At 43.4% G+C, this 26,119-nt stretch carries 20 protein-coding genes and 1 pseudogene; 4 read left to right on the top strand and 17 right to left on the bottom strand.

Annotated features, from left to right (window positions below; all coding sequences use genetic code 11):
• Positions 1-47: 47 nt before the first annotated feature.
• From NQ544_RS01485 to NQ544_RS01465, 5 genes are all read right to left on the bottom strand, one after another.
• Positions 48-1,526 (bottom strand): fimbrillin family protein, encoded by a 1,479-nt coding sequence (locus tag NQ544_RS01485; RefSeq protein ID WP_006846245.1) that lies wholly within the window; start codon positions 1,524-1,526, stop codon positions 48-50.
• Between the two features lie 31 nt (positions 1,527-1,557).
• Entirely contained in the window at positions 1,558-2,541 is a 984-nt protein-coding gene (locus NQ544_RS01480) for a fimbrillin family protein (RefSeq protein ID WP_006846244.1), read from the bottom strand.
• Between the two features lie 33 nt (positions 2,542-2,574).
• Positions 2,575-3,489, bottom strand: a complete 915-nt coding sequence (locus NQ544_RS01475; protein ID WP_006846243.1) for a fimbrillin family protein — start codon at positions 3,487-3,489, stop codon at positions 2,575-2,577.
• Between the two features lie 61 nt (positions 3,490-3,550).
• Positions 3,551-4,465: a FimB/Mfa2 family fimbrial subunit gene (locus NQ544_RS01470; protein WP_006846242.1), complete on the bottom strand. Its 915-nt coding sequence runs from the start codon at positions 4,463-4,465 to the stop codon at positions 3,551-3,553.
• Positions 4,466-4,485: 20 nt separating this feature from the next.
• Positions 4,486-4,713 carry a hypothetical protein gene (locus tag NQ544_RS01465; RefSeq protein WP_260113666.1) on the bottom strand — a complete coding sequence of 76 codons (228 nt, stop codon included), beginning with the start codon at positions 4,711-4,713 and terminating at the stop codon, positions 4,486-4,488.
• A gap of 299 nt (positions 4,714-5,012) precedes the next feature.
• On the opposite strand from NQ544_RS01465, the gene NQ544_RS01460 reads away from it, so the two are divergent.
• Complete coding sequence (locus tag NQ544_RS01460; RefSeq protein ID WP_006847703.1) at positions 5,013-6,719, top strand: transposase; 1,707 nt, start codon at positions 5,013-5,015, stop codon at positions 6,717-6,719.
• A 299-nt stretch (positions 6,720-7,018) separates the two neighbouring features.
• Here the strand turns inward: NQ544_RS01460 and NQ544_RS01455 are convergent, their stop codons facing one another.
• From NQ544_RS01455 to NQ544_RS01445, 4 genes and pseudogenes are all read right to left on the bottom strand, one after another.
• Positions 7,019-7,321 carry a hypothetical protein gene (locus NQ544_RS01455; RefSeq protein WP_006847704.1) on the bottom strand — a complete coding sequence of 101 codons (303 nt, stop codon included), beginning with the start codon at positions 7,319-7,321 and terminating at the stop codon, positions 7,019-7,021.
• A gap of 2 nt (positions 7,322-7,323) precedes the next feature.
• Positions 7,324-7,476 carry a hypothetical protein gene (locus NQ544_RS01450; protein ID WP_006847705.1) on the bottom strand — a complete coding sequence of 51 codons (153 nt, stop codon included), beginning with the start codon at positions 7,474-7,476 and terminating at the stop codon, positions 7,324-7,326.
• Between the two features lie 159 nt (positions 7,477-7,635).
• A pseudogene (locus NQ544_RS14005) lies at positions 7,636-7,743 on the bottom strand (DedA family protein); the annotation flags it as partial.
• A gap of 88 nt (positions 7,744-7,831) precedes the next feature.
• A complete protein-coding gene (locus NQ544_RS01445) occupies positions 7,832-8,401 on the bottom strand; it encodes a DUF4738 domain-containing protein (RefSeq protein ID WP_006847706.1) in 570 nt (189 codons plus the stop codon).
• Positions 8,402-8,773: 372 nt separating this feature from the next.
• Between NQ544_RS01445 and NQ544_RS01440 the strand changes: the two genes are divergently transcribed.
• From NQ544_RS01440 to NQ544_RS01430, 3 genes are all read left to right on the top strand, one after another.
• A complete protein-coding gene (locus tag NQ544_RS01440) occupies positions 8,774-9,445 on the top strand; it encodes a DUF4230 domain-containing protein (RefSeq protein ID WP_006847709.1) in 672 nt (223 codons plus the stop codon).
• 17 nt (positions 9,446-9,462) lie between these two features.
• Positions 9,463-10,035: a DUF4230 domain-containing protein gene (locus NQ544_RS01435; protein ID WP_006847710.1), complete on the top strand. Its 573-nt coding sequence runs from the start codon at positions 9,463-9,465 to the stop codon at positions 10,033-10,035.
• 219 nt (positions 10,036-10,254) lie between these two features.
• A complete protein-coding gene (locus tag NQ544_RS01430; RefSeq protein WP_006847711.1) occupies positions 10,255-11,631 on the top strand; it encodes an alanine/glycine:cation symporter family protein in 1,377 nt (458 codons plus the stop codon).
• A gap of 247 nt (positions 11,632-11,878) precedes the next feature.
• Here NQ544_RS01430 and NQ544_RS01425 read toward each other — a convergent pair whose 3' ends face one another.
• From NQ544_RS01425 to NQ544_RS01390, 8 genes are all read right to left on the bottom strand, one after another.
• Positions 11,879-12,454 (bottom strand): GNAT family N-acetyltransferase, encoded by a 576-nt coding sequence (locus NQ544_RS01425; protein WP_006847712.1) that lies wholly within the window; start codon positions 12,452-12,454, stop codon positions 11,879-11,881.
• Between the two features lie 383 nt (positions 12,455-12,837).
• Positions 12,838-15,345 (bottom strand): glycoside hydrolase family 2 TIM barrel-domain containing protein, encoded by a 2,508-nt coding sequence (locus NQ544_RS01420; RefSeq protein WP_006847715.1) that lies wholly within the window; start codon positions 15,343-15,345, stop codon positions 12,838-12,840.
• A 1-nt stretch (position 15,346) separates the two neighbouring features.
• Complete coding sequence (locus tag NQ544_RS01415; RefSeq protein ID WP_006847716.1) at positions 15,347-18,301, bottom strand: TIM-barrel domain-containing protein; 2,955 nt, start codon at positions 18,299-18,301, stop codon at positions 15,347-15,349.
• A gap of 114 nt (positions 18,302-18,415) precedes the next feature.
• Positions 18,416-22,552, bottom strand: coding sequence for a hybrid sensor histidine kinase/response regulator transcription factor (locus tag NQ544_RS01410; protein WP_006847717.1), 4,137 nt, complete (start codon positions 22,550-22,552; stop codon positions 18,416-18,418).
• Positions 22,553-22,607: 55 nt separating this feature from the next.
• Positions 22,608-23,630 (bottom strand): LacI family DNA-binding transcriptional regulator, encoded by a 1,023-nt coding sequence (locus NQ544_RS01405; protein WP_006847718.1) that lies wholly within the window; start codon positions 23,628-23,630, stop codon positions 22,608-22,610.
• A 368-nt stretch (positions 23,631-23,998) separates the two neighbouring features.
• Positions 23,999-24,412, bottom strand: coding sequence for a GtrA family protein (locus NQ544_RS01400; protein ID WP_006847720.1), 414 nt, complete (start codon positions 24,410-24,412; stop codon positions 23,999-24,001).
• Positions 24,385-25,221 carry a phosphatase PAP2 family protein gene (locus NQ544_RS01395; RefSeq protein ID WP_006847721.1) on the bottom strand — a complete coding sequence of 279 codons (837 nt, stop codon included), beginning with the start codon at positions 25,219-25,221 and terminating at the stop codon, positions 24,385-24,387. Before NQ544_RS01395 ends, NQ544_RS01400 begins: the two co-directional genes overlap by 28 nt.
• A gap of 193 nt (positions 25,222-25,414) precedes the next feature.
• Positions 25,415-26,083: a CDP-alcohol phosphatidyltransferase family protein gene (locus NQ544_RS01390; RefSeq protein ID WP_006847722.1), complete on the bottom strand. Its 669-nt coding sequence runs from the start codon at positions 26,081-26,083 to the stop codon at positions 25,415-25,417.
• Positions 26,084-26,119 lie beyond the last annotated feature (36 nt).

The raw sequence follows: 26,119 nt of genomic DNA, 5'->3' as shown, positions 1-26,119 counted from the left end.
TGCCCAGCTTAGAAGTTTATCTAATGTTATTCATTTCTAAATTGTTATTAATATTTAGTACGTCCACATTTTATGGATTTGAATGTTTTTCCAAGAAATCGTTTTCGTCTATGATCAGCAGAATCTTCATAATCCGCAGATGATTCATCAGATCGCCACCCTTCAACATCACTTCCTGTCATAACCTTTTGATCTTGTGACAAAATTAAATCTACAGATTCAGTATATACATTATCAAAGATACGGATACCTGCAGCGGAAATATTACCTAATGTCACCGATTTTAGGTATTGACAATCGGAAAAGGCAAAGTCATTTATAAATGAAACTCTCGGAGCATAGATTGTTTCAAGACCATTACACCCCTGAAAAGCCAACGACTCTATACTCTTTACATCTGGCAAGCTAATTAATTTCAGCGGTTGACAATTCGAAAATGCATTAGACGGCAAAGCCTCAACTCCGTAAACAGTTAATTCTATACTGCCTTCACTTGCACTGCTTAGAGCTTCTCTTATAGCATCAAACACACTATTATCTGCATTTGCAGGCAAATTCTTGATTTCAATGTTCGTTTTGCCCGCAGCCAAAGCATTTTTTATAATTAGTACGGCATTTTCTGTAGTTGTTACAGCATCGCCACCAGTAATTGCATCGCCAGTACCCCAATCCGTAACACTTACACTTCCTATTATAGCTTTGTCCTTACCTATTTTTACATCATAGGTATAGCTCATAGCTTTGTCAAGAGCAGGAATTCCAGTTACATACAGTTCTTTAGTCTGAGTTGCGTTGCCCTCACCATCATTGTATGTCACAGTGAGTTTCAGGAAATTCTCTGCATTATTGCCTGCTCCAGGAGATACCAAAGCATAGAATACATTGTTGCCATTTTCTTCTTTTTTATAAGTTTGGATGGGTGCGTAGCTGTCACCATCTTCTGCAGGAACTTTCAGCTTAGAATAAACTTCTACGGCAGAAAGCGTAGGATTCAGTCCTTCGAACTCATTTCCAAAAGCACTTACTTTGACTATGACACGAGCCGTCTGACGTTCAAAGTTCAATGTCAACTGTCTGTCGGCAGGAATATCTTTCTTTTCTATCTCTTTTCTGCATATCATATAATCAGACTGAGCAATTTTCGTGATGTCAGATTGATCAGCTTCGATATGACCCTCAGAGATAGAATTGGTGGAATTCCCTGGATAACAAGCCTCGAAAGTCTGGGCATTACCCGTCCAGAGCAGATAGTCACCTGAATTCGCAGGTGTCCATACCTCGCCCGTCTTCTTATAAATAACGGTTTTGCCCTCAGTCGTTACACTGATTACATCGTTCTCATTAAAGTTCTCTTGTTCCGTTGCTGAACCCACAGGATTACTACGGGTAAAAATGCTGTTTCCACCAACGGTGGCAGTAATCTTCACCTCATTGGCGGCAGTGTTAGTGCCCTGCTCTTCATCTGTAGAGCAAGCGGCAAGCATTGCTATAACTGCAAATGCTCCCATATATCTTGTAATCTTCATATCTTGTCTATTTTAAATGTCAAACAATTCTTTAATCAGTCTCTTTTTCGGTAATGTTTTCTTCTCCCCAAGGGTTCGCTGTTATGGCACCCCCTTGCACTACATCATTACCAACGAACAGATGCAAGTCATGTTTCTTACCAGATACAAAATCCACATCGTCGGTGGCAGTCCAGATATATTCTGTATTATTCACCTTGAACGAAATACTGAAATTACCAGCAGTAACGGTCTGTGGAATCACAATGGCTGAATAGTTGAAGACTGCATGGGCGGTTGCGTTCTCTGCCGGCGTGAATCCTGTAGTTTCTGGAGTAATGGCTGCTGCCTGGGTACCAACTTGAACACTTATAGGGCTTGCAGAGAAATCCACTTTGCTGCTGATAATGGTGCCATTCACCTTGACATCAGTTACAAATTCTTTCGTAACCGTATTATTATTCGTATTAAACTGGTCTCTCAACTCGATAGTGAGATTCAGCTGACTGAGAAGATGGGTGAATGTGACATCAACCGCTTTGCTGGTATTCAATTCCGAACCAGGCGTGAATCCTGTTTGCTTATATACAATAAGGTCGGATGAATAGTCTTCAGCACCGCTTTGGTCTGCCTTTACAGAAAAGACATAATCTGGCTTTCCGAAGACTTTAACTTTGCCATTTGCATCTTCGGTAGTCTCCTGATATGGCGCATAAGCCAGAATATCAACAGCGGTAGTTGAATTCTGCCACAACATCTGGGTAGCAGGATTCCAATTGCCGCCTTCCTTTGTTACCTGGATATTATCATAGGTATACTTGGTACTACCAGCATTGTGGATACAGAAACCGAACGAACTAAGGTTGTCGGTGCTGTTTCCGTAAGAGGCACGAGTATTCATGCCATCTACACTTGTCATGATTCTAACCACATTATCCATTGGATAATTGCTCTGTGCCAAATCCTCATCGTTGGAGCAGCTGGCAAAAACTGCCGTTGCCAAAGCTGCCATTGTTAATATTTTAATTGCTTTCATATTGTCGAATTTTATGTTTTAATTTTAAGAAAGTTACTCGTGAGCCTCGCCCTTGATAGGGTCGCCTGTAGACCCCCAGCCAGAGATGTTTACATCGCCAAGTTTTATGACGTCACGTCCAACCTCTAGGTTGACTGTAGTAATCTTGCCACTCTCAAACTTAAAAGGAGTGCCGTTGTCGTAGATGAAGTCCTTGCCGCCAATGGTGATAGTAATCTTCTGAACACCATCCTGCGGGATGATGATGGAAGCATATTGCTTGTTGGCGGTTAATGCTGGCATGTCGAAGTCGGCTTTATCTTCTGCTACAGCAGATGGGGTGACAACCTTGGTCAGATAATTGACGGTTGCTTTTTTTGCGGCATTGCCTACAACTACCTTATCTACGGTAGGTCCCTCTGTTCCCCACTGATTCTTATAGGTGAGGTTCACCACAAGTTTAGCCATCACATGGGTAAAGGTAAGAGGTACAGTCTGCTGTTCATCGACATTATAGGATAAGCCATCTTTGTTGACTGCCACTAAGAGGTCGCTTTCTGTTTGCTTATTTACATCGAATGTATATTCTCCGGCAGAAAGGTCGGATATTGCTGCTGTAGGATACACACCGATGAAATAATGCTTGTCTCGGTTGTTCTTCCAAAGCATCTGTGGATTGGATACCCATGAGCCGTTTGTCAGCTTATTGATGGCGTTATTCACCACACGCTCTCTTGTCTCAGGGGCTACAGTAGGCGCACCTGTCCAGGCATACACACTGATTTCATCACCCTCCTCAAAGGTTTGAGCGCCATTCGCATCTGTGGCAACACGGGTCATATTGCCGATGCTGGTAGAAACGGTGATATACTTGGAGGTCTCGCCACCGATACCGTCTTCATTGTTAGAACAGCTGCCCAATGTCAAAGCCATTGCCATCAGGGCAATGAGATAAGTCTTCTTTTTCATTGTCTTTTACTATTTTATATTTATATTCTTGTTTTGATTCTTCCTTAAATGAGAGGGGCGCTTAATCTTCTGGATTCAGGATTTCACCACGGTATATCCATTTCTCAGTCCAATCATCTATCTTCGTGCTCGTAAGATACATGTAAGGTTTCATCTCCTCAAATTCCAAGTTTATCTTGTACTTGCCGCCAGATTTCATGACGGGTGCTTCGATGTCGTAGTTGCTAACTACTCCCCCAGGAGAAATCAGTTGGATAAACAACTTGGTGGTATGTAAACCGTTGGCTGTCGGCATCAAGCGTAATGTTTCCGTTTTTAAAGTTGCGCCAGGCACTGCGATTTTCAAAGGAATATCACACTCTTCCTTGGTATAGCTTGCCGTCCCGAATGTTCCATCCTCATTCTTTTGCAGGGGCAGGAGTCCGGTTGCCACATTCAGAACCTTACCGCTTATTGCTGTATTTTCAGGAACTCCTTCAATGCTGATGGTTAGTTCTGCAAGTATATGGCGCATTTCATTTTTTGTTATGTAGTGGACATTTGATTTGTCAATAACGATGTCCGTGACACCATAATAGGCATGGTCGGGAGAGGCACTTGGATTGGACAATCCAAACATGAGCTGGTTCATGTTGAGGGTCGCCCTTGTAGCCTCACCGATAAAAAACGGCTTTATAAGGTTGGTGGTAGCCAGAATCTGATAATGCCCTACTGGAAGAGCGAAGCGTTGGCTTGCTACCTCCTGCGTGCTTCCATCATGTTTTTCCTCAACTAAGGAACCGTCATCGGCATTGAATATCCAGAGCTTCACATCCTTCACTTCCGTACCTTGGTCGGCTTCATCTGCCCAAGTGAGCGATACTGACAAGCCACCTTCTTCCTCATCAGAATGAACATCATGGTCGCAGCTTGCCAACAGGCATGGGACGCATAACAGCACCCATAACCAAATATTAAATCTTCTTTTTGCTTTCATTTTCTATCTTGTTTTATGGGTTACTTATGATTGGTAAAGGGCAAGTTGATTCCCAATCTTACTCCACTTTCCCAAACAAAGTTGTTCTTATGCAGATGCTCTGGCATTCCACCCTCTACTCCGACGTACCAGCCTTGCTGCCCCGTCTTTCCATCTTCTTTTACTTCTGCTTTCGCGAAAGAAAATGGAAGAATAAAAGTAAGCAATGCGACCAGTAATCGTTCTTTTCCAGTTAAGTAATTTCTCATATTGATCTTTTTTTTATAGAAAATATACTGTCTTTTTCCAAAGAGCAACATACTTTTTCTTAGTTAAAACTTCATTCATATCGATTATGTTTTGATTATAATTTACAGTATTTTAAATCCTTCATGATACAGATTGTAAAAAACTGGTGCAAAGTTAAGGCTTTTTTTGAAAGTGGGGGAGATTGTCTGAAAACCCATAGCAGCCAAAATGTCTCCTAATATTTCTTATTGTTAACACTTTATCTTTGGTTTTCTCGAAATATTTTCGTAACTTTGTAGCTATCAAACATTTATCGCTTATGAAGTACATTAAAGGTGAAGATAGAAGACAATACGTATTGTTTCCGGCTTGTCTGGACGAGTACATCGAGCAGGATAATCCCGTTCGCTACATTGATGCGTTTGTAGATAGCCAGGATTTAGAAGAACTCGGCTTCAATCATACTAAACGTGAGGCTCCTGGAAATGGTGGACGACCTTCATATGACCCTTCAGACATATTGAAACTACTCATTTATGGTTATTTCAATTCTATCCGTTCTTCTCGAAAGTTGGCCAAAGCGTGCGTTGTCAATATCGAGGTTATGTGGCTTTTAAGCAAGGTAACCCCTGACTTTCGTACAGTTTCTGATTTCCGAAAGGATAATTTGAAGCCTATCAAGAAAGTTTTTAAATCATTGAATAAGCAGTTGGATTCCTTTGGACTCTTCAGCCATTCTTACTTATCTATTGATGGTAGTAAGTTCAAGGCTGTAAATTCAAAGGATAACAACTTTACTCTCAATAAGCTTGATGATCGTATTGCCCGTCTTGAAGCGCATGAGCGTCAGTACTTGGAGGATTTGGAAAAGAACGACTTCGATGATGAACGTAAGTTTGGCAGGGATGAAACCGAGCTTAATCTGGAGGTGGTTCAGAAGCGTCAGGCGGATTACAAAGAATATCGTAATCAACTGGAGGAAAGTGGAGAGAAACAACTTTCACTCACAGATCCTGATTCTAAGTTGATGAAGTTCAATGACGGTTTTAACGTTGGCTATAATGTACAGACAGCCGTCGAGGCAGACAGTCATCTGATAGCCACCTACAATGTTACCACCAATCCTACTGATCATGGCGAAATTACGGAAACACTGACTGAGGCCAAGAATGATTTGGAACATGAAATAGTAGAAGTTGTTGCCGACAAGGGTTATCAGGATCCAAAAGACATGGCAAACGCTTTGGCTGCAGGAATCATCCCTAATGTAATACAGCGAGATGGCGATGATGTTGCTGAAGTAGAGTTTGAATATGTAGAAGCTACCGTAACAGATGATATGCTAAACAGCAAAAAGCCCGAGAATCTCGAAACTTGCCTTAAGGCTGGCAAAATACCGACTGCCTATGCAGGCATCCTTGACTCTCCCCAAATTGGTGTTCGTAAATCCTACGAATGTACGGCATCAAGTAATATAAAGGAAATGTCTGATGAGGAACTCAAACAGCTTGCGCTGCAAGGCTACTTTGTTAGAGATGCTGCTAAGAATTTAGTGTATTGTCCGCAGGGCTCTATATTACGTCAGAAGTCCTTAAAGAAGGATGGTCGTATCCGTTATTGCAATAAGTTGGCTTGCAAAAAATGCTCGCATAAGTGTACTAAAGCAGCATTTAAAGAAGCAGACTTCAACAAGGATACTCTCGTGATGAAAGCTCAGAATTACAAGGTAGACTCCAGTAATCATCAGGAAGACCAGGAACCTCCTAAGACTAAGATGAAACGAGAAGTTAAAGAACACAAGATTGTGACATACAAACTTCATTTAGACAAGAAGAAGATGGCGCAAAGAATGTGTCTCTCAGAACATCCTTTTGGAACGATGAAGAGAACCTTAGGGGCGTATTATTTTTTATTGAAAACGAAGGTTAAGGTGGAGGCCGAAATGGCCCTCATCTGCCTCTCCTATAACATGCGTAGAGCCATCTCTATGCTTGGCGTTCCACAATTGATCGCAAAGATGGCATAAGGGGAAGAAGGAGGTCCCCACAACTTAATTTTTAGACCTCCTATCACTTATTTTCGCTCGATTTGAGCACATCAATTATGAATTTTATTAGAAATCGAAATTTTAGAGCTGGTCCCCAGACTAGCTTAGAGGGCTTTATATGCCCTCAAAACAGTGATAAACAGCAGAAAATCAAGGTTTTCGGACGGTCTGGGGGGGTGTAATATTTGTTTTTTCAGGTATGCTTTTTTGGTTTTAGGTGTCTCATTCGTGGGCAATGCGACATCTTGTTTGTATTCTTTAACGTTTTCAGACTCTATTCAAGCCCAGAATCTGTGTAAATCTTTAGCAGTAGATAACCAAGAGAATACGATTCTCTCTGTGTTATTTTCAAACTCTGTTATGGAGATTTTGTCATTTGCTAAACTGAAGTATGCAAGAACTGCACCATTATTATCTTCAATAACATAACTTACAGCTAATAACTCTCCGCGATACAACTGTGACTCATTAAGGATGAAGTCATTTAAGTCTTCATCCCCACAGTTAAAATTAGATATTTTGTCATCAATATCTAATCGTCGAATCTTTAACGGTTCGCAAATTTCTTCATTATCGTTCATAATCAATTTACGAATAAACTCATGATATAATTATAGTCACGATTGATTTCTTCCATCTTTTCGCGGCTTTCCTTTGGAGGATTTTTCATCCTTGCCTCAAAAACTCTGGCGTCTTCACCATAGAGTATCGGTGTTTCTTTTATAGGTCTTGCCATATTTCTTATTATTTATTGATTAATTAATCTTCTGCAAAGATACGCTGAAAATTTATAACTTCCAAATTTTCTGGCGTTTTTTTGAAAAAATATATCCATAATCCCTGAAATGTAAAAATCCCCCATCCCGCTTGAGGAAGCAGGATGGGGGATAGTTTCTTATTTCTTCTTGAGCCCCTTGTATGCAAGGAAAGCTACAATAACAACGGCAAGAGCCAAGATGATGTAACCGAGCTCATGACTATACTTTAATGCCTGCTGATATATACATTATTATATGAAAACGCTTACAAAAGTACAATAATAATTTCAGATAGACATAATAAATACTCATACATTGAACGGAAGAACCGCTTTATACTTCATCTTCTTCCTCTTCAGCAGAAGCGTTGGTATCCAACTTCTCATCCTTTGATATAGAAATACTACCCATTCGGGAAATTTTAAGTACCAGAGGTACATATTCATCACTGGTAACATCAGGCGACCCAACACTTGCTGCGAAGTAAAGATAATCACCTTCTGCTTTCACATAAACAATACCGAGCAAAGCACCCATGTCCTGTGTATGTTTGTCAATATAGGATGTGAAATCTTTCTTTGTGAAAGTACGGCTAAAGAATTCTGAGCCATCACTTCTCAATACCTTAACCGAAATTCTGTTATCATAATACTTGGTGTTTTCGTCCAACTGGAGAACCGGAAGTTCCTTGTCAGAACTACGCTTCACCACCACTTTATAATGGGAACCAACCCAGTCAGCCTCCCTGGTCTGCTCATAATCACTCATTTTCTGAGTAGCTTTGTTCACAACCTTAGCCACCGGTTTAGGAGCAATAATGATATTACTCTTCTTCTTTTCAGTACAAGCCGTCAAGCTAGAAATAGCCAAAAGACCTATTAATATATAATCAATTCGTTTCATTCCGTTATTTTTTCTTACTGCAAAAGTACATTTTTCTTTTGAAATAGCCAAAGAAAAGAACCGAAATCTACATTCTTACATAAAATCAGACGCAAAAAGACGCCTACTTTCACAAGCAGACGCCTTAACATACCTAAATACTAACTAATAAATTTCCTATTGAATCTTACACGATATAATAAAAGTTCAGTTTATGAATTCTAATCGTAACTTTGACGAAAAGAAAATGAAAAGGTTTAATCAAGATATAAAAAAAAGTGCTTTTTCTGCTTTTTTTTTTCATTTCTTAGCAAAAGAACATCAAAAAACATGATTTTGTTTTGTTTTTCAAACAATTTGCCGTACCTTTGCAGCATAATAAAGACATTAAGTATGAAAAATAGGTTAATATTTATCATTTCTGTATTTTTTGCCTTCGTTTCATGTTCGCATCAGCAAACAGAAAAGAAGGAGCAAGTCATCGACACAATACCTGTGATGGTGATGCAGATACAGAAATGCAATCGCTTATATACAGCAGAAGCTCATGTTCATAAGATTATAACACATGATGACCAGCTCAATCTGAAGGGCTCACTGTTCAAGAAAGACTTTAATATTCATGTTCCCGGCTCAAACCGCAAGGTGGCCATTCCGATGGATGCGACATTAAAAGCTTATGTAGACTTTTCAGGATTCTCTGCTAAGAACGTTAACCGACAAGGTGACAAGATAGAAATCATCTTACCAGACCCAAAAGTGATGCTCACCAGCAGTAAAATCAATCACGAAGGTGTAAGACAATTCGTTTCACTCACCAGAAGAAACTACAGTGATGCAGAACTGTCACAATTCGAACAACAAGGCAGGGAAAGCATTATTCGCGATATCCCGAACCTAGATATTCTTGAACAGGCACGCCAAAGTGCAGCAAACACCCTGATTCCGATGCTACAGGACATGGGATTCGCTGAAGAGAATATCAAAATCAGTTTCAGGAAGAAATTCACATTCAACGATCTGAAGACTCTTCTGGATAAGACTACTATCGAAAAGAATCACTAAGCGAGGAGAACAATGATATGAAAAGAATACAAATCATCGTACTATTAGCACTGATCCTTATTCTGGGTGGAGCCTTCTATTGGCTCACCAAAGACAACGAGGTCAGCGTGGTACAGGAAGATAAAACAACCCTCTCACCCACTCAGGTAGAAAGCATCGAGAATATCGGTCAATGGGAATTTCTATCTGTAAGTGATGAAGAACTGATAGATACTATACGCCGTGGCTTTTGGGGCGACGACCAACTGGTACGTATCTATTATGGAACATTGCGCTTGGGTATCGATATGAAGGATGTAAAAAAAGGATGGCTACAAGCCAGCCAGGACAGCATCGTATGCACTTTACCTCCTATCAAACTGCTAGACCATAACTTCATAGACGAAGCGAAGACCAAGAGTTTCTTTGAAGAAGGCAAATGGACAGGCAGCGACAGACAGGCTATGTATGAGCGTGCTTATCAAGCCATGAAGAAACGTTGCTTAAACCGCACCAATATCTATACAGCACAGGCGAATGCCAAAACTCAGTTTAGAGAGATGCTGAAAGCAATGGGATTCAAAAACGTAAAGATAGAATTTGAGAAATAACAAGGTTACTGAACTTTCGCATATCAGGAAGTTAAAGGAGTTAAGGAAGTTAAGACGTATGTCTTTCTGCTTAAAAACTACGCCAAAAAGACTATTGTCTTAACTCCTCAGCGACCGTAGGGAGCGATAACTCCTTTAACTTCTTTAACTTCTGAACTTGCGAAATTTGAATTAGGTATAAAAAATATAGATTTAAGATAAACATAAAATTTTTAAGAGATGGATGCAATAAACGATTTTTTCACCGCATTTAGTTCATTCCTGTGGGGATGGCCTATGATTATCCTGCTGTTGGGAACCCACATCTTTCTGACCATCCGCTTGCACTTTCCACAACGCAAGATTTTCAAGGCAATCAAACTGTCTGTAAAGAAAGACAAGAATGCCACAGGAGATGTTTCACAGTTCAGAGCACTGGCAACAGCACTAGCAGCTACAATTGGTACCGGTAACATCATCGGTGTGGCTACAGCTATCGCTCTTGGCGGACCAGGAGCCGTACTCTGGTGCTGGTTAACCGGTGTCTTTGGTATTTCTACCAAATATGCCGAAGGATTACTCGCCGTAAAATATCGCGTAAAGACCAAGCGAGGCACGATGTTGGGTGGTCCTATGTATGCCCTGGAAAAAGGATTGGGCTGGAAATGGCTTGCAGTCCTGTTCGCCCTCTTTGCCGCATTGGCATCATTCGGAATCGGTAGCACGGTACAGGCAAATGCCATCTCTACCCTGGTAGAAAACCAATACGGCATTTCTCCATACATTACTGGAGCCATCGTTACGGCTTTAGGAGCAGCTGTAATTCTTGGAGGCGTGAAAAGTATCTCCAAGGTTTGTGGCATGCTAGTACCTTTCATGGCACTCTTTTATGTATTAGGCTGCATCTACATTCTCTGTGTAAATCATGCTTATTTATTGCCTGCCATCCACGTAATCTTAGACTCTGCATTCACAACAAAGGCTGCAGGTGGCGGCTTCGCTGGAAGTACCATGATGATCGCAGCCCGCTATGGTATAGCCCGCGGATTGTTCTCTAACGAAAGTGGTCTGGGTTCGGCACCCATCGTTGCTGCAGCAGCCCAAACCCGTAACCCTGTGCGTCAGGCATTGGTTTCATCTACCGGTACCTTTTGGGATACTGTCATCATCTGTGCCCTTACAGGTCTTGTCATCACCTCAAGTATCATAGCATACCCAGACATTGACTACCATAACGGAGCAGCACTCACCAAGGCTGCCTTCAGTAAGATTCCATATATCGGAGCTCCGATATTGACCATCGGACTGGCAACATTTGCATTCAGTACAACATTGGGATGGAGTTATTATGGAGAACGGTGTGTAGAATATCTGAAAGGCAAAAAGTGGATGCTCTGTTTCCGCTTAGTCTATATTGCTACTATCTTCCTGGGTAGTGTCATCAGTCTGGGACTGGTTTGGAACATTGCCGACTGCATGAATGCTTTAATGGCCATACCAAACCTTATCTCCTTGCTCTGCCTGAGTGGTATCATAGTGCATGAAACCAGAAAGTATCTGTGGAGAGACCAGTTAGATAAAGACATGGACGAAAAAGAAATAGAGGAATTAGAATAAAAGACACAGAAAGGAAATACCCTGAATGGGAGTAAAAATACAAAAGCTCGGCATTGCATCACTGCAGACCGAGCTTTTATTATTAAATCAACAAAAACTACTAAAATATCTTTTCTAAAAACCAAAAAACCTATTCGTTATGAACTTATGGTGCAAAGATACTACAGTTTGCGCAATAAACAGCACATTTTCTGTTGATTTCTATACTTTTTATTGGGCAAACGTTTGCACAGTTTGCCCTATCAGATTACAATTTATACTGAAGATGTTTCATTGCATGACCACCCCAAGTGGTATCATTGACATATTGGAAACCAACCTTCGTATAGAGACGCTCCGCTTTCGGATTTCCTTTATCACAAAGCAAACCTACAGCAGGAAGTCCTAATTCTCTTGCGCGAGAGATAGCAGCATCCAACAGTTTAGATGCAATACCTTTTCCACGGAATTGGTTAGAAACTGCCAAACTATCCAAATAGAACTCACCTTCCTCTGTTTCAAGCTCCATAGCCGAATAGTCTATTCCAAAAGCCACGATTGCAGCCTCAATAAAGCGCTTACGTAATCTTTTGACGTCAGCACCATCGTATGCAACCAAGATGCCAACAAGAATGCCATCAGTAGACATAGCAACCAATGTATTCTTATAACTATACTGACTGTCCTCCATCTCTACAAGTTTAGTCATCATACGGTGAAAATCAACCAATGTATGCTGAGGACCAGCAAAATTTTGGCAACACTGCGCATTCATCGCCTCCATGATAAGCGATGCGATATGCGAAGCCTTGTCTGGCGTAGCCTGTTCTATTTGAATTTTCATTATACTATTTTTTGTTTATTGTTTTATTATTGTTATTTCTTTCATGCTCCAGCATCGTGAGGAAATTCTACAAAGATTACTTTTTCCATGATTGCTGATTGGGTTTGATGCCTTATCGTTTACAAAGTTACGTATATTTTTTGATAAGAGCAAGTTTTTTATATTTTTTATTCGAAAAAGTTTTTTTATTCGAAAAAAAGATGTATCTTTGCCGCAGGTTTTGAAGCTAAATTTCTATTACTAGCATAATAGAGATACCCAAATCCCTTGGGTCCCAATGCTTCAAAACCTTTTTCGTTTTTAAGAGCGAAAAAGGAATACACTGAAAGAGTGTATCCTTCTTCGCAATATAAATCCTTAATGTTTTGATTTTCAGAATATTACTATAACCACAAAGCTACAGAAGCATCCTTTAAGTCTACTGCCTGTGCCTTGAGGGTTCCCTTTCCTTTTATCACAACGACACATTTTCCGAAGAATGCCTTGCGATGTGAATCGGTGAAACGCTCCAAAGAAGTCTGACATCCATTATCTGTTCCCAGAATCTTTGGCGTTTTCAGGAAACCATGACCACTTGCATCCTGTTCTCCTGAAACAGAGAAGAAAATCTGGTTATCTGCGTTCGGACAGAGATTGCCGTCTTTATCTACCACATTCACCTCTACAAAGGTGGTCGGATCAGAAGAGCCAAAAGCCTGACAGCCCTGATAAGTCTTCTTCAACACAAGATGATGAGGAGCTCCTGCTGTTTTTATGACCTGCTCTCTAAGAACTTTACCATTCTTTCTGGCTACAACCTTCACTTCTCCCGGTTCAAAGTTTACCCGCCACATCACGTGATATTCAGTACTCTTTCTGAAAGCATCGCCTTCGTTCTTTGCACCGTAGACTGTCTTCTTACGGATGCCCTGACTCTTGCCATTGATAAAGAGTTCTACCTCATCGGCATGATTATAATAACACCACATGTCGATGGTCTGTCCCGGCAGCCAGTTCCAATGAGGGAAGAGATGAAGCACATCTTTCTGAGTCCACTCACTCTGATACATATAATAGCTGTCTTTTGGAAGACCCGCCAAATCGATAATGCCAAAATAACTGCTACGGGCAGGATAAGCATAAGGAGTAGGTTCACCGATATAATCGAAACCGGTCCAGATAAACTGTCCGCCCACAAAGTCGTTGTGCTTCACCACATCCCAGGTTTCTTCATGGGTACTACTCCATGATGCGTGGAAATTATCATAAGCCGAACACATAAACAATGGATCGGTATAAGGCAACCACCATTCCTTTGGCGCAGTATAAATGCTGTCGCTAGGCATCATATAGTAGCCACGAGTCTGCAAGGCAGAAACACTCTCCGACAGAATAAAAGGCTTGCCAGGGAAATTCTTCGGCACATCCTTCACCCACTGATGGTGATAATTGAAACCTATAACATCAATAGCCCCACTCTTAAAGAGGTGATTCTTCGGGTCGGGCTCATTGCAGCCAGCAGTAACAGGGCGTGTGCCCCAAGGATCATACTCCTTCACGATTTTTGCCAGATGCTGGGTAAGAAGCGAATTGACACTCAGTTCATTGCTATGTGACAAGCTAGAAGCATCATGACCGGCATTCAGAATCAGGTTAGCCTGCTCCAGACTGAGCGTATCAGCAGCCACATCCGACCATTGTTCGAGAACTTCATTACCGATACTCCACATAATGATACTTGGATGATTACGGTCACGCTTGATGAGATCAGACAGGTCTTTCTTATGCCATTCATCGAAGAAACGGGCATAATCGCCATTCGATTTCTTGCGGCGCCACATGTCGAAACTCTCGTCCATCACGAGGAAACCCATCGAATCGCACATGTTCAGGAGTTCTGGTGCCGGAGGATTATGACTGCTTCGGATAGCGTTCACGCCCATATCGCGAAGGATGGTAAGTTTACGGTGCATCGCATCTTCATTGACAGCAGCACCCAGGCAACCGAAATCATGATGCTCACAGACACCATTTATCTTGAGATTCTTGCCATTGAGGAAGAAACCCTTCTTTGCATCAAACTTCACATCGCGGAAACCGGCAGTTGACGTAGCAACATCCACTACCTTCCCATTTACTAACAGCTCGCTCTTAACTGTATAGAGATATCCCTTTCCGATGTCCCAGAGATGCGGATTCTTCACCTTGAATTTCTGTTCCCGAACACCCTGACTCTTGGCTACGATCTTTCCGGCAGCATCATAGATTGTATTACGGACAGAGAGTTTCATCTTATTACCGGAAGCAGCGAAATCCACCTTCACCCTGACATCACCCTGTGGAGAAGTTGCTACATACTGTCCCCATTGGGGAATATAAGCAGATTTCATGGTTTTGGTGAGCCAGACATGGCGGTAAATACCGCAACCGGAATACCAGCGGCTGTTAGGCTGGTCGCTGTTGTCTACCTTCACCGCAATGACATTATCACCCTTCTTATTAATATAAGGTGTAAGATCATACTCGAATGTACTGTATCCATAAGGGCGGGTTCCGAGTTTATGACCATTGATATACACGGTAGAATTCATATATACTCCATCAAAGGTGATGGTAAACCGGTCATACTTTTCCTTCGGATTCACCGAGAAGTGCTTACGGTACCATCCGATGCCGCCCGGCAGTGCACCACCACCGGCTCCCGAAGGATTCGAAGGAGAGAAATCGCCCTCTATCGCCCAATCGTGAGGAAGATTCAAACTTCGCCAATGCCGGTCTGAATAATCAGACTTTGACATTCCGGCACTATCTGCTAAAGTGAAAAGCCAGCCTTTATCAAAAGACTGGCGATCACGGGCGCTCAACGACTGAGCGCCCAATAGAAAGATTGCTAAAGCAAATATCTTCTTCATATTACTTCAGTTTTACAGTAACTGCCTTACCAGCATACTTCACCATCTTGCCCTTAGGCGCCTTGGCGAGGCTGATACCCTGCTGGTTGTTATCACTAACAAGTACGATATTGAAGCGACGCTTCTGTAGCATACCATCGAAAGAACCCTTACGGGCAGCAATAGTAATGGTCTTCTGAGCATCATTATACTTGAAGTCGATCATAGCATACTTACCCTTCTCGTAGTTGTAGTTGGTTCCCTCATCCTCATAGAGTGTATAAGAACCGTCCTTGCCTGCATAGACATAGAGGTCGATGAGCTCAGCCTTCTTCTGATTGCTCCACTCCATCTCTGGACCCACAGGAAGAATAGAACCCTCTGGAACAAAGACTGGAATCTTATCGAAAGGCGCATCGGCTACGATTGTCTGTCCACCGGCATAGTGCTTACCTGTATAGAAATCATACCAGCCCTTCTGCTTAGGAAGATAAACATTGCGGCTGTACTTCTGATACTCGCCTACAGGACAAGCCATGAGAGCAGGACCGAACATCCACTGATCCTTGATGTCGTAAACATTATCATCGCCGTTGAAGTCCATTACCAATCCACGCATCATCGTATAGTCCTTGAAGTGAACCATACCCGCCATACTGTAGAGGTAAGGCATCAGACGGTAACGGAGTTTATCGTAAGCCACGATGGTCTTGTAAGCCGGATGATCTGCCGGAGCAATGTTCCAGACCTCACGGGTAGGCCACTGGCCATGAGTACGATAAAGAGGTACGAAGCAACCGAACTGATTCCAACGCGCCTGCAACTCGCGCCATTCCTTCAAGTCAGCATTTTCCTTACCGGTCTTATCGAACTCCTGCTGGGCTGCCACATAACGGTTCTCTACACAGAAACCGCCCTGGTCCATTCCCCAAAAAGGCAGACCTGCCATAGAATAGTTCAAACCGGCTGTCATCTGGGCACGCATATCTTCCCAACGGGTAGCAATGTCGCCAGACCAGGTAGCCGTACTGTAGCGCTGTTCACCTGCAAAACCGGAACGGGTCAGGAGGAAGACACGCTGGTTAGGGTTCACGCTGCGCTGTCCGTTATAGATAGCATCAGCATTCACGATGCTGTAAGCATTGAAATATTCGGTAGATGTACCGAGGGCAGTAGGACCGGAAAGAGCCTTGCGGTACCACATCGGGGTACAGTCACGAACGTTTGGTTCTGATGCATCCATCCACCATGCATCGATTCCGAACTTATACTTGGTATAAAGATTCTCGTCCATCTGGCGCCAGAACATCTTGCGGGCACCATCAGAATAGGCATCATAGAAAGAACCGCGGAAGCCGAGCCAGTCGTGAATATCATCCTTGATAGCCTGATGATACATCCAACCCTTGCTGTCGAGTTCCTTATAATTCTTGACTGTATCATAGAACTTAGGCCATACGGAAATCATGAAGCGGCCATTCATCGCATGTACGCTGTCGAGCATAGCCTGTGGGTTCGGATAGCGTGCCGCCTCAAACTCATGACTTCCCCATGAATCCAGTTTCCAGTAGTTCCAGTCCTGAACGATATTGTCTACAGGAATATGCAGGTCGCGGAACTTCTTCATGTTGTCCTTGATGTCCTTGCTGCTCTGATAGCGCTCACGGCTCTGCCAGAAACCGAGGGTCCATTTAGGATAAAGCGAAGCCTTGCCGGTAAGCGTACGGTAACCGGAAATCACCTCATCGAGATTCTGACCGGCGATGAAATAATAGTCCATATCCGGCGACATCTCACTCCAGATGCTCAACTGGTTCTTCTCAGCCTCAGAACGAGGAGCTGCTACGCGAAGTCCGCAATAGGAAACATCACCATCAGGCTGCCACTCGATACGGATTGGAGTCTTTACGCCCTTCTTGATAGGAGTTTCAAACTTATAAGAGTTCGGATTCCATGCTGTACGCCAGCGCTCAGGCACAACCAGTTTGCCATTGATATAAATCTTCATATAGCCGGCATAATAGAGGATAAACTGATAGAAGCTGTTACTTGGAGCTTCCACATAACCCTCATACACCACCTTGGAGCCATTCAGTGCAAAACCCTTTGGCAGGTTCTGAATACCGCCCTTATCTGTCTTGTTGCAAATCTCAGAAGTCTCAGGCATTGCATACTCAAAGTAAATGCTATCTTCGCCTCGAACAATCTTTTGACCATTCTTATCCACATAAGTACCTGTCAGCTGACCTTCCTTACCATCCTTATCATAGAGTTTGAAGGCACGGTTGAGCTGGAGATAATCTTCCGGATTACCCCAACGGCAATAAGAATAAGAATCCCAGAGGATGCCGTAGTTTTTATTAGAGATGACGAAAGGCACACTCACCTTGGTATTATACTGGAAGAGGTCTTCGTTCTTGCCCTTCATGTTGAGTTCCTCACTCTGATGCTGTCCGAGACCATAGAACGCCTCGTTATCAGGAGAGTTGAAGAGCGCACGCCATGACCATCCATGCTTCTGTGCTTCAGGAACCTTGGCAATGTCTACACCGATTTCACGGTCAGGCACAGTGAACGGCTTGAATGTCTTTCCGCCCTGAGCAACCTCATTGAGAAGGACATTGTCTTTCAGGTCATAGAAGGTAATCTGACCCGTAGCCTCGTTCATGACAGCACGCATGGCTGCTGTGGTAATGATGAGATTGTCTCCCTGCTCTTCCACCTTATAATTTGCCTTGCTGTTTTGAGGCACTATTATCAGACTCTGTTTGTTACGGAAACTCTGTTCGGCTGTAGCCTGAACACGGATAATCTTATCGCTCACCACCTGGAGGCGAATCTGACTAGGACCAAAATTCTGGTGTTGCTTCAACTGAACAGTGAGATAATTACCATTCTGGTTGAAACCTGCTGCCTGCATACCTGTGGCACTCATCAGCAGCACTGCTGAAATCAATAATGTTTTAGTTAGTCTCATTTTATACGTTTAAAGGAAAGTTTAAAAATTTGCGGCAAAGATACGAGAAATTTCCCGTATCTTTGTGCGCAAATGTTATCTGTATGTGTATAAAATGTTAACTAGAAGCGTAAACTACTCTGATTCTGACAGATTCTTACGATATTGAGACGGCGTAACGCCATACGTGTCTTGGAAGTATTTAGTGAAATAACGTGGATTATTGAATCCCACCTTATAGGCTATTTCACTGATGTTCAAGTCGCCCGAGCGCAGCAGATGCTCTGCAAATTTGATACGCTTGGTTCTGAGATACTCAGAAGGTGTAATACCCGTCAGCGAAATCATGCGTTTATATAATTGTACGCGTGAAATGCAAAGATGAGTACTGAGCGATTCTACCGATGTTTCAGGATTGCTCATATGATCGCGGATATAAGCATTCACCTCATCTATAAATTTGCGGTCGGCCTCTGTTATTACATATTCTGTGCTCACATTCTTGCGTTTCTTCAAGAGGTTCAGAATACAGAGATTCAACATATCAATATCGAATGGTTTGGCAATATACTCGTCAGCACCACACTTCAGACTTTCCTTGCGCTGCTCATCTCCCATACGGGCCGAGAGCATGATGAAAGGTATGGCTGTTGTTTCGTCATTGTCCTTACACATCCGGCAGAGTTCGTTACCATCCATCACAGGCATCATCACATCGCTCAGGATGAGGTCTGGACGACGGTCGATGATCTTGTTCCAGGCATCCTGACCATTGACAGCCTCAACAACCGTATAGTCTGTCAATACTTCGTTCATAAACTCACGGAAGTCCTCACTGTCGTCAACGAGGAGCACTACCGGCTTCTTGATCATCGATTCTCCTGGCTGATGCGCATGTTTACTCATTCCGTAGAGAACGTTCTTACCTGCATCCGGATCCTCATCAGTAGCCTGATGCACCGTGGTTATGATAGGTGCTGCTCGCAAGGAACCGAGATGTGCCGTTGAATTAGAGGTGGTACTGCTCTCTATCGGAAGGTCTACCATAAAGATGGTTCCTCCGCTTGGATTATCTGTAACATCTACTTTACCGCCATGCAGTTCGGCAAACTTCTTTACCAGGTTCAAACCTATTCCGCTACCACCCTGTGGTTGCATTTCAGTGCCATTGACCTGATAGAAACGCTCAAACACATGTTCCTTCTCCTTATCGCTGATGCCCTTGCCAGTATCAGATACTGAGATGCGGAGCATATCCGAATCCTTGTCTCCTACACGCTGGTGGAGTGCAACACTCAGAGAAACGGTGATAAATCCTCCATCTGGCGTAAACTTATAGGCATTGCTCAAGAGGTTGTTCACGATTTTTCCTACCTTATCAGCATCAAACGACATCTGCAGACTAGGCACCGTAGAATAGAAGGCAAGCGTTACTTTGCTGTTTGCCAAAGTACGGAACGAAGTACAGATATTGTCAACGAAGCTCACGATGTCGATATGCGACAGGGTAAGTTTTTCCTTATTCTGGTCTATCTTGCGGAAGTCGAGAATCTGGTTTACCAGATTGAGCAAACGGGTAGCATTGCGATGAATCATCTCCAGCTTTCTGCGTTTACTTTCATCTCTTTCTTCTCTAATCATATTGACCAGCGGCGAGATAATCAGGGTGAGCGGAGTACGGAGTTCGTGGCTCACATTGGTAAAGAAGTTGAGTTTGAGTTCATTCAACTCCTTAGTCTTCTTGATACTGTCTTCCTTGCTCTGGAGTTCGAATTTTACACGTTGCTTTTCGAGCATACGTTTACGGTAGAGATAGAAAGCTACACCTATTAATATAATATATACGATGAACGCCCAGATAGAGAGATAGAAAGGCGGATGAATATAAATCTTCAGCGTGCTCACCTCTTCGCTCACACTACCATCAGCATTCACCACCTTTGCCTCCAGAACATAGCTGCCTGAAGAGAGATTGGTAAAGGTAGCCTCCGGACGTCCCTCAGGTGTCAGCATCCATTTGTCATCAAGTCCCTTCATGCGATAGAGGAAACGGCAACGGGCAGGAATACTTACCTGGTCAGAAGCAAACTGTATGGTAAACGCCTTGTCCTTATAACTGAGATCCAGTTCAGGATGAGTATCGAGCGATTTTTCCAGAGGCACTCTTCCCTCAAACTCCTCACCTGCCTTCAGCGGATGATCGAAAAGTACGAAACCGCTGAACAAGACATGTGCATGTTTCTGGGCAGGAAGGATCTTGGCAGGATTGATGATATTAATACCATCCTGTCCACCGATGGCGATGGCTCCATTTCTCATCAGACAGGCAGAACGCTGGTTAAACTGGCGGCTCTGCAAGCCATCGAGCGAATTGAAGCTGATCATCGTAATGTCCCATTTGCCCTGGTTGTTCTTGGTCAGCGTAACACGGGTAACGATAAATTCAGAAACCAGCCAGATGTTATGCTGCTTATCTTCGAGCACCATACAGCCTACCGTGCCCTGCGTACCATTGAGGTCATTGATTGACTCCAACTGTCCTGAAGCCTCATCATACATGGTGACGCCCGCAGGCGAAGCTATCCACAAGATGCCTCGGCTATCCTTCATCATGTAATTCAGGGAAGGACTAGGGAAAGGCTGTCCGTCCTTGGTTGTATTCACATTGGTTACCTTTCGGGTTCCGAAATTAAAGATAGAATAGTTCTGCGAATGACCTATCAGAATTTCATCTTTATTCGGCAGGAAGAGCGAGTTGATAAAATCGCTGGTAATACCTGAATTCTGAACATTGTAGGTTGTAAACTTACCACTTTCAGGATTATAAATCTGGAAGCCTGAGCCCAAGGTTCCGATAATCAGGCGATGATACGGATCTTCGGCAAGACACCAGACGCTATTATTGGCAAGTCCGCCAGGAGCTGCCTGAAAACTCTTCCATCTGCCGTTTTTATATTGGGCAAGTCCACCATTGAAGGTACCGAAATACATCGTACCATCACTCATGGTTACGCTGCTGACGATAATATCCGAAGCCAAACCAGTTTCAGCCTGTGAGAATCGCCGACTCTGTCCGGTAAGCGGACTGTAGCATACAATACCGCTATCATTGGTTCCGCACCAGAGATTTCCATTCAGATCCTGTGTGATTGTGCACACATCACCAAGCGGAATAGTTGTGAATTTCTGAGCAGCAGGCGAATAATAAGCCACGCCGTTCTTGTAACTACCTACCCAGATAGCTCCCTCATCATCCACATAAACCTTCTGCAGGGAATTGTCAATGATACTTCCCTTTGCTTCGGAATGAACATACTGACGGCAGATTTTGCGTTTGAAATCAACAAAGAAGAGACCGTTATGGTCGGAAGCCACCCAGAGATTGCCTGCCTTATCGCGGGCAATATCACGCATCAGAATACGGGTTGGGCAAGGAATATGAATGCCCATGTTCTCAAGATAAGAACGGGCATCGGTCCATTTCCCGGTCTTTGACTGATACACGTAATTGGCACTACTTACTGAAACCCAGAAACCACCTATACCATCATAGAAAGTATAGGCACCATTATCACCGGCAGCTTTATGGGTGGCAAGGAAGGAATTGTACCAGAGAACCTTCTGTTTCTGTCCGTTGACACGGCAGATTGTACCATCACCATAGGTAATGAGCGCATCGCCGTCAACCTCGGTTATTTTACTGATATTTCCCTCTTTCAGACAGCCCGGCTGAGCCTTTTTGGTAAATTTAAAAAGATAAGTATTTTTGGTCTTGGCATTATGAAAGAAGAGTCCCTGTCCGTAGACAGCTATCCACATGTTCTTATCCTTATCTATCAGGAGTTTGTAAGGAGGTCCCTGCACATGGATGTTTTTGAGCCATTCTTCCGGTTTGCGCTCAAACTGCTCTTCATCATATTTGTAGATGCTGTAACCCACAGAGGTATGCACCCAGATATTTCCATCATAGTCTTGCTGAAGTTCATCTACCGAATTGTTAGGCAGCGACTTATCATCAGTGTTGCTATAATAGAAAGTTTTCATACGGAAGCCGTCAAAGCGGCACAGTCCCGACTGGGTACCGAACCAGATGTAGCCTCTGGTGTCCTTGAGAATGGCACCCACCTGACTGTTAGTAAGTCCATCATGATTGGTGAGGCTGCTGAATTCTACGTTTTCATAGGCAGCCCATGCCCTCTCCGGCTGCATGAGCAGCAAGAGCAGAAACAGCACGATGGCATGTTTCAAGTAGTTTTGTTTTTTTATCATCATAATCGTAGGTTTATTATATATTTATCTGAATAGATATTTATATCTATAATAGGTTTTATTTCACGTCGTTTTTTTCAGAACTTTCGCGTATTTTCAGTATCATCGGTACCACTTTCTTGTAGATTTTTTCATCACCATTGATACTTCTCATGAGAAGATCGCAGGCTGTGGTTCCCTGTTCGTGTGCCTTGTCCATGATAGCCGAGAGTTTCGGCGTAACGAAGGCAGCAGTATCACCATCGGTAAAACCGATGATAGCAACATCCTCTGGTATGCGGAGCCCTTTTTCCTTGATAGCATCGAAGGCGGCATAGGTGATTATGTCGTTAAAGGCGAGAATGGCATCAGGTCTGTCCTCCTTTTCGAGGAGACGGAGGGTAGCGTTTCGGGCTACATCGAAATCGATTCTGTCGCAGACTACGAGGTCACGGTCGATAGGGATGCGGTTCTCTCTCAGAGCCTCCAGATAACCATGTTTTCTGCGGCGCACCATATCAAGATGGTTTGGACCGCCGATAAAGGCGATGCGGCGCGAACCGGTATCTATCATATGCTGGGTAGCCTCCTGGGCGGCAACATCACCATTGCCTACTACCTGGGAGAACTTATCTTCTAAGCAACAACGGGCAAAGAACACCAGTGGAACTCCCATCTTATGCAACTGCTCGAAATGAGAATAGTCGACCGTATCCTGTGCCAGGCAGGCGATGATGCCTTCTACATGCATGTTCAGGAAGTTTTCTACCGCTCTCTTCTCGTGTTCTGTATTCTCGTGGCTATTGGCGCTGATTACCGAGTAGCCATTTCTTACGGCATAATCTTCTATACCATCCAGCACGGCAGCATAATAATGAGTCACCAGGTTTGGCACAATTACACCAATCACCCTAGGTGCTTCTTTTCTGAGGCTCTGTGCAAAGGGGTTTGGTCGATAATTGAGCTCCTTGGCAAGGCTTTTCACCTTTTGAGTCATCTCCTCACCCACTTCATGGCTGTTTCGCAGGGCTCTAGATACAGTTGCTATGCTGACGCCAAGTTGATCGGCGAGGTCTTTTAAAGATGTTCTTCGTTGTTTCATTTGTTAGTTTACGCTTTATAGACATACATTTTTGTATCCACAAATTCTGCATATTTTGTCTTTCCGACAGCAAAGTTAGTGAATTCTTTGCAAAGATAACAATTTCTTTCGAAAACGCAAACGTTTACGTTATTATTTTTTTGAAAAAATTTATTTTATAAGAAAAAAACTCGTATTTTTGCAAACTGAAAAGTAATGAATAGTTGATAATAAGTTAGTTAGAAACAAGCGTGGGTTTGGAATGTCGGGAGACAATCCAAACTCTTTTTTATGTCCCAATGCCAACAGATTACCTGCCAGAATACAAAAAACAGGATACAAAAAAGATGAGGGCACATACTGAATACTGCCCCCATCTGATATGGTTATTACTGCTTAAAAACAAATTTCTTCTGTCCGGGATAGTTAACGAATATCGCTACCAGCAGAGATACAATACTCTTCGGAATCATATAATGCAGCTGAATATGTTCGTGCGCATTCAGAAATTCGGTCAGGGCGATAGTGCCGCCCGAATTGAGCATCCAGCTGATACCCCAGATGATAAAATAGCGCCAGGCTACACTCTTTTTCTTGCTCTTGGAATCGCCAAACACATAACGGTAATTCAGTATGCAGTTGGTAATGCCGCCACTTATCACTCCCAGCGCATTGGCAAGTCCGTAATAAATACCGATGATATCTGAGAGGAAGAATGCCAGTCCGAAGTCTACCACAGAGGCGCAGGAGGCGGTCAGTTCCGCCTTGCCGAAGGTTACGAGTTCTTCTTTAATCTTGCCCATATTCTCTTGGATTCCATTAGCAGTACGCCTACTATCGTAGTAAGAATACCCAACATGACATCGATGATATAATGATGACCGGAATAGACTGCCGTCCACCAGATGCCCAGACAGATGCAGGCGAAGAGCACCACCGTATACCAGCGTTTACGGCTCATCACAGCATAAATCGTGGTGAGGAACATATAGGCAGCATGCAGGCTAGGCACGGCAGCAAAGACATTGGCATTCTTGCCATAGAGTCCGTGGAACACATGCAGTCCGGTCATTGCGTCCCATCTGCCCAGACCAGCCACATTACCCGGTGTATTGAGCACAGCCTCGAAGCCATAGTTCATCGCATACCAGGGCGGAGCAGCCGGATAGATGTAATAGCCGATGAAGCCGATGACATTCACCAGCAGGAAAGCCCAGGAGAAACGTCTGAACCATTTAAGCTGTTTCGTAAGATACAGATAAAGGGCAAAGGCGATAGGCACCGGAACCCAGCAGAGATAGAAGATGCCTGCCCAGAAATCGGCAAAACCGCAATGGTGAACCTTGAAGTATTCGCCCGGAATCATCAGCTGGCTATGGTCGGCTACAGCCTGCAGTTCTGCGCTGGATGAAGCAGCAATACCAAAGAGCGACTTTTCTGCATGATAGAGATTCGCCACATCAATATCGTTCACCATATAGTTAGGATAAAGGCGCATCGAATCGTAGATGATTCCAAAGAGGAACCAAGGCAGAAAATAGAAGGCAAAACGGCGTGTCTTCTTCCAGGCTACGAGTACCGCCAGGAGGATAATCAGATAGATACTAAACACTTTTTTCTACTTTTTTTATTCAAGTTTTGCAAGTTCAGGAGTTAAAGAAGTTAAAGAAGTTATCGCTCCCTACGGTCGCTGAGGAGTTAAGACAATAGTCTTTTGGGCGTATTTTTTAAGCTGAAAGACATACGTCTTAACTCCTTAACTTCCTTAACTCCTTTAACTTCCTGATATGCGAAAGTTCAGTTTATTATTTATGAGTGTTCATCACAACATAACAATGCCAGATGCGCCAGAAAGCGGTGATGTTTGCCAGAACGGCAATCAGAATCATGCCGCCAGCCAGCCACCAGATATTGCCTGTAAAGCCGGTAATCATCGCAGTAACAGCGGTAACCACAACGCGCTCAGGACGCTGCATGAAACCTACCTTGCACTCAATATCCAAACCCTCAGCACGGGCACGGACATAACTTACCATCACAGAACCGATCATCGCTGCAAAGGTGACTACGCCCATCCAGAACCAGATCATATCGCCCTGCATACGTACGAAGATGAGGCAGATGCCAAAGAGACTTACCAGTTCGCTGTAGCGGTCGAGTGTAGAATCCCAGAGTGCACCGAAGAGACTGCTCTTGCCGCTCATACGTGCCAATCGGCCATCCATCATATCGAAGAGACCGGCTGCGAGGATGATGAATCCACCCCATCCTACAGTAACCATGCAAGATGCATAATCAGCCTGCTCTGTTCCGAGCATCCATGCAGCATCAAGGAAGAAACCGGCTGCCACAATATTGCCCAGGAATCCTACGAAGGTGACAATGTTAGGAGTAATACCTACTGCTATCATCCCCTTGATAAGTGGATTGATGATGGCATAGATAACTTTTTGTAAGAAATCTCTATAATTCATGTTTTAATCTATTTTTTATTGTCTGTTTAAGAAATG

The sequence above is a fragment of the Segatella copri DSM 18205 genome (assembly GCF_025151535.1).
Classification (GTDB): Bacteria; Bacteroidota; Bacteroidia; order Bacteroidales; family Bacteroidaceae; genus Prevotella; species Prevotella copri.
This window is presented reverse-complemented; position numbering and strand designations above follow the sequence as displayed.